This is a genomic window from Streptomyces sp. NPDC041135, assembly GCF_055592085.1.
Genome location: NZ_JBVIYZ010000012.1, coordinates 63,574 through 76,590, shown reverse-complemented (window position 1 = coordinate 76,590; position 13,017 = coordinate 63,574). Strand labels below are relative to the sequence as shown.

Here is a 13,017-nt window from a genome sequence, read left to right as displayed (position 1 = left end):
GCGAGCGGTGACCAAAGGAAAGCACTAACTTCTGGTTAGTGCAACCTGCGAGTTAGCGCTGCGCTGGAGTACGCTCGTGGTATGGAGACCATCCAGGAGCCGGCCGCAGAGTCGGATCTCCCCTACGACGTGTTCGCCAAGGCCTGTCCGTCGCGCGGCACGCTGGAGCACGTCACCGGCCGCTGGGGCGGACTGACGCTCGGCGCGCTGTACGAGGGCTCGCTGCGCTTCAACGAGCTGCGCCGCCGGGTCGACGGGGTGAGCGAGAAGATGCTGTCCCAGACGCTGCACGCGCTGGAGCGCGACGGCCTGGTGCGCCGCGAGGCCCAACCGACGAACCCGCCCCGCGTGGACTACGAACTGACCGCCCTCGGCCGCGCGGTGGCCGAGCGGCTGCTGGCCCTCATCCAGTGCGTGGAGGGGGCCATGGACGACGTGCTGGCCGCCCGGGAGCGCTACGACGCCGACCGCGGCGCCCTCTGACACGCCGGGCAGAAGTAGCTGGAGCGGTTCATCCAGGGGCGCCGGACCATCGGGGTGCCGCAGCGCCGGCAGGGCAGGCCCGCCCGCCCGTAGGCGTCCAGGGAGCGGTCGAAGTAGCCGGACTCGCCGTTGACGTTGACGTAGAGGCTGTCGAAGCTGGTGCCGCCGACGGCGAGGGCCGCGTTCATCACGTCCCGCACGTGCCCGAGGAGTTCGGTGGTGCGCGGGCGGGTGAAGCCGGCGGTGGGGCGCTCGTAGTGCACGCGGGCGCGCCACAGGGCCTCGTCGGCGTAGATGTTGCCGACGCCGCTGATCAGCGACTGGTCCAGCAGGGCCCGTTTGATGGTGGTCCGCTTGCGGCGCAGCGCCTGGTGGAAGCGCTCCTCGTCGAACAGCGGGTCCAGGGGATCGCGGGCGATGTGCGCGATGACGTCGGGCAGGCCCTCGGGGGTGGTGTCGTGCAACGACAGCCCGCCGAAGGTGCGCTGGTCGACGAAGCGCAGCTCGGTCCCGGCCGCCGCGTCGCCGCTCTCCGCGTCGCCGCTCGCCGCGGTGCCGTCCGCGGTCAGGGTGTCGGTGAACCGGACCCGGATGCGCAGGTGCTTCTCGTCCGGTGCGGTGTGCGGCCGCACCAGCAGCTGGCCGCTCATGCCGAGGTGGGCGAGGACGGACTGGCCGGTGTCCGCCAGGGGCAGCCACAGGTACTTGCCGCGGCGGCTCGGGACGCCGATCCGGTGGCCCCGCAGACGGTGCGCGAAGTCCTCCGCACCGGCCACGTGGCGGCGTACGGCACGCGGGTGCAGCACCTCGGCGTCGGTGACGGTGCGATGGGCGACCCACCGCTCCAGGCCGCGCCGTACGACCTCGACCTCGGGCAACTCGGGCATCACGTCTCCCGTACGGACCGTGGATGAACCGAGCGCCCGCCCCGCGGAAGGCCGCGGGGCGGGCGCTGGGTGCGCTGTTCGTCAGGCGGTGGCGGAGGCTGGGCCGCCGTCCTGGGCGGCCGTGCCGGCGCCCTTGGCCCGTTCGTCCGCCGCGGCCCGGATGGACCGCCAGGCCGACTCGGCGGCCTGCTGCTCCGCCTCCTTCTTGCTGCGGCCGGTGCCGGTGCCGTACGAGACGCCTCCGACGCGGGCGGCAGCAGTGAAGGTCTTCTCGTGGTCGGGGCCGGTCTCCGTGACCAGGTACTCGGGCACGCCGAGCCCTTCGGTCGCGGTCAGCTCCTGGAGACTGGTCTTCCAGTCCAGGCCGGCTCCGAGGTTGGAGGACTTCTCGATCAGCGGGTCGAAGAGCCGGTGCACCAGCTCGGACGCCGCTTCGAGGCCCTGGTCGAGATAGACCGCGCCGATCACCGCTTCCAGGGTGTCCGCGAGGATGGATGCCTTGTCCCGGCCGCCCGTTCCCTCTTCACCACGGCCGAGCCGGATGAAGGAGCCCAGGTCGAGGCCCCGGCTCACCTCCGCAAGCGCACGCGAGTTGACCACCGCGGCCCGCAGCTTGGCCAGCTGGCCTTCGGGCAGGTCGGGGTGGGTGCGGTACAGCGTGTCCGTGACGACGAGCCCCAGGACGGAGTCCCCGAGGAACTCCAGCCGCTCGTTCGTCGGCAGACCGCCGTTCTCGTACGCGTAGGAACGGTGCGTCAGTGCGCGTACCAGAAGGGCGGACTCGAGCTGGTAGCCGAGCCGCCCTTCCAGAAGCGTGTGGGACGAGGCCGTGTGGTCCGATTTCTTCTTGACGGACGAGTCCGCCATGGCGTCTTCCGCCTTCTTGGGACTGGACACAGTGCCTCTCACCAGCCCGCTCAGACTTCGAGGACCTGGCGCTTGTTGTAGGTGCCGCACGACGGGCACGCGATGTGCTGCAGCTTGGGCTCGTGGCAGCGCTCGCACGCAACCAGGGTGGGGACCGCAGCCTTCCACTGCGACCGGCGGTGGCGCGTGTTGCTGCGCGACATCTTCCGCTTCGGAACAGCCACGGCTACTTCTCCTGCTTCTCGTCGGCGGGTGCGGATCGAGGCACGCCGCCGCTCATCTCGTCCTTCTCGCCGTCCTGCATGGTGCCGGCGAGTCCCTGCAAAGCCGCCCAACGGATGTCGACGGCGTCATGGTGGTGTCCCGGGTCGTCCGCGAGCCGCGCTCCGCACTCGGAGCACAGACCCGGGCAGTCTTCCTGGCACACCGGCTGCATCGGCAGTGCGAGCACCACCGCATCCCGCAGCAGGGGTTCGAGGTCGAACAATCCGTCCTCGAGGAAGTACCTGTCCTCGTCGTCCTCGACGTCGTCGCCCGGTTCCGCGGTGACGCGGCCCCGGTCGTCGGCGTCGGGGTACGAGAACAGTTCCTGGAAGTCCGCTTCGAGATCGAGCCCGAGCGGCTCCAGACACCTTACGCACTCCCCTTCGGCCTGTGCACGGGCGGTGCCTGTGACAAGCACCCCTTCCAGGACCGACTCCAGGCGCAGGTCGAGTTCCACCGGGGCGCCGAGCGGCACTCCGATGATTCCGACCAGGCCGAGGTCCGGCGGGGCGTCGATCGTGCGGGTCAGGCGCCGCAACGCACCCGGACGCCGACCCAGCTCGTGCGTGTCGAACACGAGGGGGTTGCGGTGGTCGAGGCGTGCGTTGGAGGCCATTCCTGCTTTCGATCTTCGTGTGAGGGGAGGGGACGCCGCTCGGCGGTGGGCCGGGCAGCGTCGAACGTCTGCGAGGTCGGCGCAGCGCACGCGCGACCGAACGCCCAGGATACTGGACCTTTCCCTCTCGGCCCAATCCGGTGGTCGCGGGCGCCTCCCGCGGCGCCCGGGCGGGGTCCTACAGGCCGCGTCCCTGCTCGTAGGCCCGCAGCTGCTCGGCACTGATCATCCCGGTGTCGAACAGGCTGGTCTCGTCGAGGGCGTAGTCCTGCTGGGACTGGTGGGGCTGCTGGTTCTGCCGGCCCTGGTGGTCCTGGTGGGACTGGGGGTCCTGCCGGGCGGGGTCCGGGTCGTAGGCCGCCTGCTGGGTGTCGTAGCCCTGATAGGCGGCCGCGTAGGGGTCTGCCTGCTGGTAGCCGTAGGGGTCCTGCTGTCCGTAGCCGGTCTGCTGCGGGTAGCCGGCGTACGGGTCCGGCTGCTGGTCGTAGCCGTACGCCGGCTGCTGCTCGTACGTGGGCTGCGGCTCGGGCCGCTGCGGCGCGGCCGGGCGCCCGGTCGCGAGGTCCGACGGGGCGGCGAGGTCGGCGAGGTAGTCGGCGTCGCTGGAGTGCTGGAAGGTCGTGGTGTCGTCGGCGAGGGCGCCGAGATCGTCGGAGGCGATGCGGCCGTGCAGCTTCTGCCGGCCGCGGCCGACGGCCTCCAGCGTCTTGGCGAGGACCGCCTCGAAGGCGCCGAGCTTGACGTCGACGTACTCGTCGGCGGTGCGGCGCAGCGTCTCCGGGTCGTGGCTGCGCTCGGGGGCGTCCTCGTCGGCGAAGCCCTGCTCGTCGAGGCCCGGGCCGGTGCCGAGCAGCTTCTCGCGGCCGCGGCCGACCGAGCCGAGGGTCTTGGTGAGGACGACCTCGAAGTTGGCGAGCTTGGAGTCGACGTAGTCGTCGGCCTCGGCGCGGATCTCCTCGGCCTCCTTGCGGGCCTCGTCGAGGATCCGGTCGGCCTCGGCCTGCGAGCGGCGGGCGACCTCGGTGCCGGAGATCAGCGAGCCGCGCTCGGCGTGCGCGCCGCGGATGATCTGCTCGGCCTCCTGGCGGGCCTGCTCGACCATCTGCTCGCGGTCGCCGATCAGTTCCCGGGCCTGCGCCAGGGAGCCGGGCAGGGCCTGGCGCACCTCTTCGAGCATCGCGAGCAGATCGGCGCGGTTGACCACGCACGACGCCGACATGGGCATCGACCGGGCGCTGGAGACCGCGGCCACGATCTCGTCGAGCTTCTTCTGCACGTCCACCTGTGCTCGCCACTCTCTACAGCTGTGTTGGAGACGGACGGGACGACTGTACGACCCCGGCGTGCGCCCCGGACACCGGATGACGGGCCGCCGGGCGCCGGGGCGGGGGCCGTCGGGCGCCCGGTGCGGGCTCAGTCCGTCTTGAGGCGCTCGGCGAGGGCGTCGTGGACCGCGGGCGGGACCAGGTGGGAGACGTCGCCGCCCCAGGTCGCGACCTCCTTGACGAGCGAGGAGGACAGGAAGCTGTAGGTGGGGTTGGTGGGGACGAACAGCGTCTCGACGCCCGAGAGGCCGTTGTTCATCTGGGCCATCTGCAGCTCGTAGTCGAAGTCGCTGACGGCGCGCAGGCCCTTGACGATGGCGGGGATGTCGCGCTGCTTGCAGAAGTCGACGAGCAGGCCGTGGAAGGCCTCGACCCGGACGTTGCCGTAGTCGGCGGTGACCTGGCGGATCAGCTCGATCCGCTCGTCGATCTCGAACAGGCCCTTCTTGGCCTTGTTGATCATGACCGCGACGTAGACCTCGTCGTACAGACGGGAGGCGCGGGCAATGATGTCGAGGTGTCCGTTGGTGATGGGGTCGAACGACCCGGGACAGACGGCGCGGCGCACTAGTGATCCCTCGCTCTCCGGTCCGGTCATCGTGCGTCTTCGCACGTAGAGGCGGCGCGACCGTACCAAAACGTTCCCTCGCCGTAACGCCGGGACCTGAGGGCCTCGAAGCCGTCCGGCCACCGGAATTCACCGCCTCTGGTGCTGCGCTCCACGGTGACGAGGGCCCGCGCCGCGAGCCAGCTTTCCGCGCGGAGTGTGAGCAGGATCTCCCGAAGATCGTCGTCGGAGACGGCGTACGGCGGGTCCAGGAAGACCAGGTCGTACGGCTCCGCAGGCGGCCGGGTGCGGATGATCTGCTCCGCTCTGCCCGCTCTGACCTCGGCGCCCGGCAGGCCCAGGCTCCGTACGTTCTCACGGACGACGCGGGCGGCGCGGGCGTCGGCCTCGACCAGCAGGGTGTGTCCGGCGCCGCGGGAGAGGGCCTCCAGGCCGACGGCTCCGGAGCCGGCGTAGAGGTCGAGGACCCGTTCGCCGTCCAGGGGGGCGCCGAGGAGGGACTGCCAGGTGGAGAAGAGGCCCTCGCGTGCGCGGTCGGAGGTCGGGCGGGTGCCGGAACCGGGCGGTACCGCCAGGCGGCGTCCGCCGGCGGCGCCGGCGATCACGCGGGTCATGTACGGGGTCCTTCTGCTTCGTCGGCTGCGTCGTGGCCAGTCTGGCAGGCGCCGCCGGGGTGCGCCCGGCCGGCCGGGGGGAGGCGGGGACGGACGCCGGGCCCGGGGAGGACCGGGTCCGGCCCGGGGCAGGCCGCGGTCGGGCCGGGGTCAGCCCTTCTCCAGGTACTGCTCCCGCTCGTGGTCCACCAGGGCGTCCAGGGCGGTGCGCAGGCCCGGGAGGCTCTCCAGCTCCGGGTCGGCGGCGACGAGCGCCGTCGCCTCCTGCCGGGCCTCGGCGATGATCTCCTCGTCCTCGATGACCTCGAGCACCCGGAGGCTGGAGCGGGCGCCGGACTGGGCCTGGCCGAGGACGTCGCCCTCGCGGCGCTGTTCGAGGTCGATGCGGGACAGCTCGAACCCGTCCAGGGTGGCGGCGACGGCGCCGAGGCGCTGCCGGGCCGGGCTCGCCTCGGGCATCTCGGTGACCAGCAGGCACAGGCCGGGTGCCGACCCCCGGCCGACGCGGCCGCGCAGCTGGTGCAGCTGCGAGACGCCGAACCGGTCGGCGTCCATGATGACCATGGCCGTGGCGTTGGGGACGTTGACGCCGACCTCGATGACGGTGGTGGCGACCAGGACGTCCGTCTCCCCGGCCGCGAAGCGGCGCATGACGGCGTCCTTGTCGTCCGGGTGCATCCGGCCGTGCAGCACCTCGACGCGCAGGCCCTGGAGGGGGCCCCGGCCGAGCTGGCCGGCCACGTCGAGGACGGCCAGCGGGGGCCGCCGCTCCGCCTCGTCCTCGGGGGACTTCTTCTTCCGGGCGGCGGCGTCGTCGGCGTCGTCGCCGATGCGGGGACAGACGACGTAGGCCTGGTGGCCGTTCTCCACCTCCTCGCGCACCCGCTCCCAGGCGCGGGCCAGGAAGTGGGGCTTGTCGGCGGCCGGGACGACATGGCTGGCGATGGGCGAGCGGCCGGCCGGGAGCTGGTCGAGGACGGAGGTCTCCAGGTCGCCGAAGACGGTCATGGCGACGGTGCGCGGGATCGGCGTGGCGGTCATGACCAGCAGGTGCGGGGGCTGTTTGCCCTTGCCGCGCAGGGCGTCGCGCTGCTCGACGCCGAAGCGGTGCTGTTCGTCGACGACGACCAGGCCGAGGTCGTGGAACTGCACCTTGTCCTCGATCAGGGCGTGGGTGCCGATGACGATGCCGGCCTCACCGGTGGCCAGGTCGAGCAGCGCCTGCCGCCGGGCGCCGGTGCCCATCGACCCGGTCAGCAGCACCACCTTGGTGGCGTGCTCGGCGCCGCCCAGCATGCCGCCCTGGGCCAGCTCGCCCATCATCTCGGTCACCGACCGGTGGTGCTGCTGGGCGAGCACCTCGGTGGGCGCGAGCATGGCGGCCTGGCCGCCCGCGTCGACGACGGCGAGCATGGCGCGCAGGGCGACCATGGTCTTGCCGGAGCCGACCTCGCCCTGGAGCAGGCGGTGCATGGGGTGGTCGGTGGCCAGGTCGGCGAAGATCTCCCGGGAGACCTTCCGCTGGCCCTCGGTGAGGGTGAAGGGCAGCCGGTCGTCGAAGGCGGCGAGCAGGCCGTCGGGTGCGGGTCGGCGCGCGACGGCGGGCAGCAGCGCGTCGGCGTGCCGGCGGCGGGCCAGGGCGACCTGGAGGACGAAGGCCTCGTCCCACTTCAGGCGGGCGCGGGCGTCGGCGATGTCGGCCTTGGTGTGCGGGCGGTGGATCTTGAGCAGGGCCTCCGGGAGGGAGACCAGTCCGCGGCCCTCGCGCAGGGAGTCCGGGAGCGGATCCGTGGCGTCGGAGGCGCTGGGCAGCACCGTCTGCACGGCCTTGCCGATCTTCCAGGACTCCAGCTTGGCGGTGGCGGGGTAGAGCGGGATGAGGGCGCCGGCCCAGGTCTCCACCGCCTCCTCGCCCTCCGCGCGCAGCAGTTCGTAGGCCGGGTGGGCGAGTTGCAGCCGGCGGTTGAACACCGAGACCTTGCCCGCGAACATCGCGCGCGTGCCGGGCAGCAGTTCCTTGTGGGGCTTGTGCACGCCGGCGCCGAAGAAGACCAGTTGGAGCCGGCCGCTGCCGTCGGTGATCGTCACCTCCAGCCGCTGGCCCTTGCCGCGGGGGGCCTTGGCGGAGGCGAAGGAGTGCAGCCGGGCGTCGGCGACCTGGGCGACGACCGTGACGTGCTCGTCCATCGGCAGGTCGGCGAGGTGGGTGAGCTGGCCGCGCTCCTCGTACCTGCGCGGGTAGTGGTGCAGCAGGTCGCCGACGGTGTGCAGGCCGAGGTGCTCGGCCATCACCTTGGCGGTGGCGGGACCGAGCACCACCTTCAGCGGCTGTTGTAGTGGTTCTTGCGGTGCGGGCACGAGATCCATTGCACACCACGGCACCGACAATGCCGTATACGTCCCCCGAAACCCCTGGTCAGCGGCGCTGTTCCGGGCCTAGGATGACGCGCTCCGGCCATCCCCCCGCGGTCACCGCCCCACCCGGACCGCCCGACCCCGCGCCGATCGTGCCCCTCCCCCCTCCGGCGCTGCGACGATGGACTACCAGACCCCACAGTCATCCCAAGGCTCCCCGTCACCCCACACCTTCCAGGTCGACCTGCGCGGTCTGGTGGACCTGCTCTCCCATCACCTGTACTCCAGTCCCAAGGTCTATCTGCGCGAGCTGCTGCAGAACGCGGTGGACGCCATCACCGCCCGGCGGGCCGCGGAGCCCGGTGCTCCGGCGCGGGTGCGGCTGCACGCGGCGGACGGTGAGCTGCGGGTGGAGGACAGCGGCGTCGGGCTGACCGAGTCGGACGTGCACAGCCTGCTGGCGACCATCGGGCGCAGCTCCAAGCGGGCCGAGGGTCTCCAGGAGGCCCGGTCGGACTTCCTCGGCCAGTTCGGCATCGGCCTGCTGGCCTGTTTCGTGGTGGCCGAGCGGATCCGGGTGGTCAGCCGCAGCGCCCGCACGCCGGACGCCCCGCCCGTGGAGTGGACGGCCCGCGACGACGGGTCGTACACCGTGCGCACACTGCCCGCGTCGGCGCGGCCGGAGCCGGGCACCACGGTGCACCTGGTGGCCCGCCCGGGGTCGGCGGACTGGCTGAGCGAGGAGCGCGTGCTGGCGCTGGCCCGGGACTTCGGCGCGCTGCTGCCCTACGACGTGCGGGTGGGCGCGGAGGCGGTCACCGACCTGCCCGCGCCCTGGGACCGCGCCTATCCCTCCCCCGCCGCCCGCCGGGTGGCGCTGGCCCGGCACTGCCACGACACCTTCGGCTTCACCCCGCTGGACGCCGTGGACCTGAGCGTGCCGCTGGCCGGTGTCCGGGGCGTGGCCTACGTGCTGCCGTCGGCGGTCAGCCCGGCGCAGCGGGCGTCGCACCGGGTGCACCTGAAGGGCATGCTGCTGACCGAGCGGGCCGAACAGCTGCTGCCGGACTGGGCGTTCTTCGTGCGCTGCGTGCTGGACACCGACAGCCTGCGCCCGACGGCCTCCCGGGAGTCGCTGTACGAGGACGAGACGCTGGCCGCCGTGCGGGAGGCGCTGGGCGAGCGGATCAGGTCCTGGCTGACGTCGCTGGCGGCCGGTGACCCGGAGCGGCTGGCGGCGTTCCTGTCGGTGCACCACCTGGGCGTGAAGTCGCTGGCCCGGCACGACGCCGGGATGCTGCGCACGATGCTGCCGTGGCTGCCGTTCGAGACCACCGACGGGCGGGTGTCCCTGGAGGAGTTCGCGCGGCGCCACCCGGTGGTGCACTTCACCCGGACGGTCGAGGAGTACCGGCAGGTCGCGCCGATCGCCGCCGCGCAGGGCGTCGGCGTGGTCAACGGCGGCTACACCTACGACAGCGAGCTGGTCGAGGCGCTGCCGTCGGTGCGCCCGGGGACGGTGGTCGCCGAGCTGGACGCGGACACCGTGACCGCCCACCTGGACGCCGTCGACCCGGCCGAGGAGCTGGCCCTGTCCGGCTTCCTGGCGGCCGCCCGGGCGAAGCTCGACCCCCTGGGCTGTGACGTGGTGCTGCGCTCCTTCCATCCGCTGTCGGTGCCCGCGCTGCACCTCGACGACCGGGCCGCCCGGCACGAGCAGGCCCGCGCGGCGGCCGAGGAGCAGGCCGACGACCTGTGGGCGGGCATCCTCGGCTCGCTGCGCGGCAGCGCCCCGCGCGCGCGGCTGGTGCTCAACCATCTCAACCCGCTGGTGCGGCGGATCGGCTCGCTGCGGGAGTCGGAGCTGATCGGCACGGCGACCGAGTCGCTGTACGGACAGGCGCTGCTGATGGCGCAGCGTCCGCTGCGGCCCGCGGACTCCGCGCTGCTGAACCGGGCGTTCATCGGCCTGCTGGAGTGGGCCACTCACGGGGAATCCGCACACGGGGAGGACGGTCGCTGATGGCCGGGATCACGGACTTCGACGCGCTGCGCCGGGCGCTGGCCCAGAACGCGGAGCAGCCGGAGGGACCGGCCCGCAACGCGCGCGCGGAGCAGCTGCTGGCGCAGGCCGAGAAACTGGACGTCCCGCTGGCGGTGATCGAGGCGCTCGGGCACCAGCTGAAGGTCTACAACTACAGCTCCGAGAAGGACAAGATGTTCGTCCCGTTCGCGCGGCTGCTGCGCATGTGGGACGAGCGCCCCGAGGACTTCGACGCCTACGAGACGCACTCGCTGCACTGGGTGTTCAAGTGGGTGTCGGCCGGCATGCTGGACCAGCCGCACGTGCCGCTCGCCTCCATCGAGAAGTGGCTCGGCGAGATGGAGCACCGCTACCGGCTCGCCGGGCACTCCGAACGGGCGGTGCGCAGCGCGGAGTTCAGCGTCGCCGCGCACATCGGGGACCTGGCGCGCGCGGAGCGGGCGTACGCCGCCTGGCTGGCCGCCGACCGGGACGACATGGCCGACTGCCACGCCTGTGAGCTGCACGGGCAGGGCACCTGGCAGGTCCGGCGGGGCCGGGACGCGCAGGCGCTGGAGCTGTGGCGGCCGGTGCTGGAGGGCGAGTACAGCTGCGCGCACGAACCGCACACCGTGCTCGCCTCCTCCCTGGCGCCGCTGCTGCGCCTGGGCCGGCTGGACGAGGCGCGCGCCCATCACCTGCGCGGTTTCCGGCTGGTGCGGCCGATGGAGAGCATGCGCGGCGCGTACGCCGACCATGTGGAGTTCTGCGCGCTGACCGGCAACGAGGCGCGCGGCCTGGAGCTGCTCGCCGAGCGGCCCGCGTACTTCACCGGCACCGGGCATCCGCGCAGCCGGCTGGACTTCCTGGCCGTGGTGGCGCTGCTGATGGACCGGCTGGGCGAGCTGGGTCTGGGCGGCGAGCGGGTGCCCGGGCCCGCCGGGCGGGTGTGGACGGCGCGGGAACTGGCCGCCCACGCGCGCGCGGAGGCCCTGGAGCTGGCCGGGCGGTTCGACCAGCGCAACGGCACGCCGTACGTGGGTGAGCGGGTGCGCGCGCGGATGGCGCAGCGCCCGCTGGTGGACCGGCTGCCGCTGGGCGTGCGCGCGGCCCGGCCGGGCCCGGCCGCGGCGCCGGCCGTGTCGCCACCCGCGGAGGCGGAGCCCGCGGCCGGTGCGGAGCCGGCGGACCTGGCCGCGCTGCTGGCGCGGGCGCGGCGGCTGTCGGAGGGGCTGCGGCCGCACGCGCTCCAGGCGTGGGCGGAGGTCGCCCGGGCCGCCGAGGGGGTCGAGCTGGACGCCCGTGCCCGGGCGGAGATCGCCGAGCACCGGGCGATGGACAGCGGTCCCGGGGGCGCCGCGCTGTTCGAGCGGGCGGCGCAGCTGTACGCGGAGGCGGGCGACCCCGGGGAGGCGCTGGCGGCACGCGCGCGGGGAGCCTACGTACGGGCCCTGGCGGGCGAGGTGGACGAGGCGCTGGCCGCGGTCGCCGAACCGTACGACCGCATCCTGACGCTGTATGCCCAGGGCGACACCGGCATCCGGCAGACGGCGTCGGTGCTGATGAGCCGGGCGCGGGTGCTGCTGCGGCGGGTGCACGAGCGGGCCGGGGCCGCCGGGGGCGGCGTCCGGGACGCCCCCCGCGACGCCGAGCGGGCCGTGCGGGAGGTGCTGGCGCTCGTCGACGGGCACGGCGGCACGGACGTCCGGCTGGTGTCCCGGGGCGCCGAGGCCCGCGCGATGCTGGCGGAGCTGACCGAACTCGCCGGTGACCTGCCGCGGGCGGTGGAGCTGTTCCGGCGGGCGGCGGAGGAGTTCACCGGGGTGGGGCTGCCGTGGTTCGCGGTGGAGTACGAGGTGCGGGTGGCCGCCCTCGCCCATCACCTCGGCGACCTCCCGGGGGCCGAGCGGGCGCTGCGGGCCGCCCTGGAGCACGGCGGGCCGTACGTGGAGCCGGCCGGGCGGGCCCAGCTGCATCTCCAGCTGGCCGAGGTGACCGGCGCCCGGGGCGCGGTCGAGGAGGCCGCCGAGCAGGCCCTGGAAGCGGCGCACTGGGCCGACGAGGCGGGCGAGAGCGGCACCCTGGGCGCCTGGGCGCGCCACCAGCTCGGCGGATTCCTGCTGCGGCAGGGGCGGTACGCGGAGGCCGCCGAGGTGCTGGAGTCGGCGCTGCCCGAGCTGGACGTGGAGACGCACGGCGACGGCGCGGTCGTGCAGACGCAGTGGTGGCTGGGTGACTGCCTGAGCGAGCTGGGCGAGCACCGCGCGGCAGCCGAACGCCGGCTTCAGGCCGCCGAGACCGCCCGGCACTGGCCCGAGCAGCAGGACCACGCGACGCTCGCCCACCTCGCCGCCGAGTCCCTCGGCCAGGCGGGGCTGACCGCCGAGGCGGACCGGGCCTACGCGCGCGCGGGCGACCTGTGGCGCTCGCTGGGCAACGTGCACTTCCTGGTCCGCTCGCTGCGGGCCCGCGCCTGGCTGGCGCTGCGCGGCGAGGCGGGGGCCGACGGGGCGCGGGAGCTGATGGCGGACGCGGTCCTGGAGTGCGCCGGCGCCCTCGCCGAGGCCGCCGACCCGGCCGAGCGCGACCGGCTCACCGCCGAACTCGGCAACACCCACCGCCAGTTCGGTGACCTGCTGGCCCGCTCGGTCTCCGAGGAGGCCGACGACGCGGCGATCCGGGCCGCCTTCGAGGAGGCCCTGGCCCACATGACCCGGGCCGCGGCCGTCTTCGACGACCTCGGCGGGGCCGCGCTGCACAGCCGTACGGGGGCCGAACTGGCCGCCGGCTGGCTGGAGGCCGACCTGGGCCGGACGGCCGGGGCGGCGGCCCGCGCGCGTGCGGTGCTGGCGGCGTACGACGGGGCCGAGGCCGGCCCGGAACCGTACGAGGACGCCGGGGACGGGCACGACGACGCGGAGGGGACCGTGGCGGCCCGGCGGGCGGAGGCGGAGCAGCTGCTGCGGTCGGTGGACGGGACGGGCGACGAGCGGCCGTGAGGCCGGCCGGCGCCGG

General features: G+C 73.8%; 11 protein-coding genes. 3 read left to right on the top strand and 8 right to left on the bottom strand.

The features are described from left to right. The first annotated feature begins 81 nt into the window (after nucleotides 1–81). Nucleotides 82–483: a winged helix-turn-helix transcriptional regulator gene (locus ACZ6CZ_RS25625; RefSeq protein WP_469025409.1), complete on the top strand. Its 402-nt coding sequence runs from the start codon at nucleotides 82–84 to the stop codon at nucleotides 481–483. Here ACZ6CZ_RS25625 and mutM read toward each other — a convergent pair. The 8 genes from mutM to recG all read right to left on the bottom strand — a co-directional run bounded on the left by mutM (nucleotide 456) and on the right by recG (nucleotide 7,991). Further along, on the bottom strand, nucleotides 456–1,370 hold the full coding sequence (gene mutM, locus ACZ6CZ_RS25620; protein WP_469025407.1) for a bifunctional DNA-formamidopyrimidine glycosylase/DNA-(apurinic or apyrimidinic site) lyase: 915 nt from the start codon (nucleotides 1,368–1,370) through the stop codon (nucleotides 456–458). The genes ACZ6CZ_RS25625 and mutM overlap by 28 nt on opposite strands. Nucleotides 1,371–1,451: 81 nt before the next feature. Beyond that, the gene (rnc, locus tag ACZ6CZ_RS25615) at nucleotides 1,452–2,279 is read right to left on the bottom strand and encodes a ribonuclease III (RefSeq protein WP_469025404.1); all 828 of its coding nucleotides are present in this window, start codon (nucleotides 2,277–2,279) and stop codon (nucleotides 1,452–1,454) included. 8 nt (nucleotides 2,280–2,287) lie between these two features. Then, nucleotides 2,288–2,461: a 50S ribosomal protein L32 gene (gene rpmF, locus ACZ6CZ_RS25610; protein ID WP_007493396.1), complete on the bottom strand. Its 174-nt coding sequence runs from the start codon at nucleotides 2,459–2,461 to the stop codon at nucleotides 2,288–2,290. Nucleotides 2,462–2,463: 2 nt separating this feature from the next. Next, a complete protein-coding gene (locus ACZ6CZ_RS25605) occupies nucleotides 2,464–3,117 on the bottom strand; it encodes a YceD family protein (protein WP_469025402.1) in 654 nt (217 codons plus the stop codon). A 178-nt stretch (nucleotides 3,118–3,295) separates the two neighbouring features. Then, entirely contained in the window at nucleotides 3,296–4,399 is a 1,104-nt protein-coding gene (locus tag ACZ6CZ_RS25600) for an ATP synthase F0 subunit B (RefSeq protein WP_469025400.1), read from the bottom strand. A gap of 131 nt (nucleotides 4,400–4,530) precedes the next feature. Next, entirely contained in the window at nucleotides 4,531–5,010 is a 480-nt protein-coding gene (gene coaD, locus ACZ6CZ_RS25595; protein ID WP_469025658.1) for a pantetheine-phosphate adenylyltransferase, read from the bottom strand. 26 nt (nucleotides 5,011–5,036) lie between these two features. Continuing rightward, nucleotides 5,037–5,624, bottom strand: a complete 588-nt coding sequence (rsmD, locus tag ACZ6CZ_RS25590) for a 16S rRNA (guanine(966)-N(2))-methyltransferase RsmD (protein WP_469025398.1) — start codon at nucleotides 5,622–5,624, stop codon at nucleotides 5,037–5,039. 150 nt (nucleotides 5,625–5,774) lie between these two features. Continuing rightward, complete coding sequence (gene recG / locus ACZ6CZ_RS25585; RefSeq protein ID WP_469025396.1) at nucleotides 5,775–7,991, bottom strand: ATP-dependent DNA helicase RecG; 2,217 nt, start codon at nucleotides 7,989–7,991, stop codon at nucleotides 5,775–5,777. Nucleotides 7,992–8,160: 169 nt separating this feature from the next. Between recG and ACZ6CZ_RS25580 the strand changes: the two genes are divergently transcribed. Continuing rightward, nucleotides 8,161–10,002, top strand: coding sequence for an HSP90 family protein (locus tag ACZ6CZ_RS25580; protein WP_469025393.1), 1,842 nt, complete (start codon nucleotides 8,161–8,163; stop codon nucleotides 10,000–10,002). After that, a complete protein-coding gene (locus ACZ6CZ_RS25575) occupies nucleotides 10,002–13,001 on the top strand; it encodes a tetratricopeptide repeat protein (RefSeq protein ID WP_469025391.1) in 3,000 nt (999 codons plus the stop codon). Before ACZ6CZ_RS25580 ends, ACZ6CZ_RS25575 begins: the two co-directional genes overlap by 1 nt. Nucleotides 13,002–13,017 lie beyond the last annotated feature (16 nt).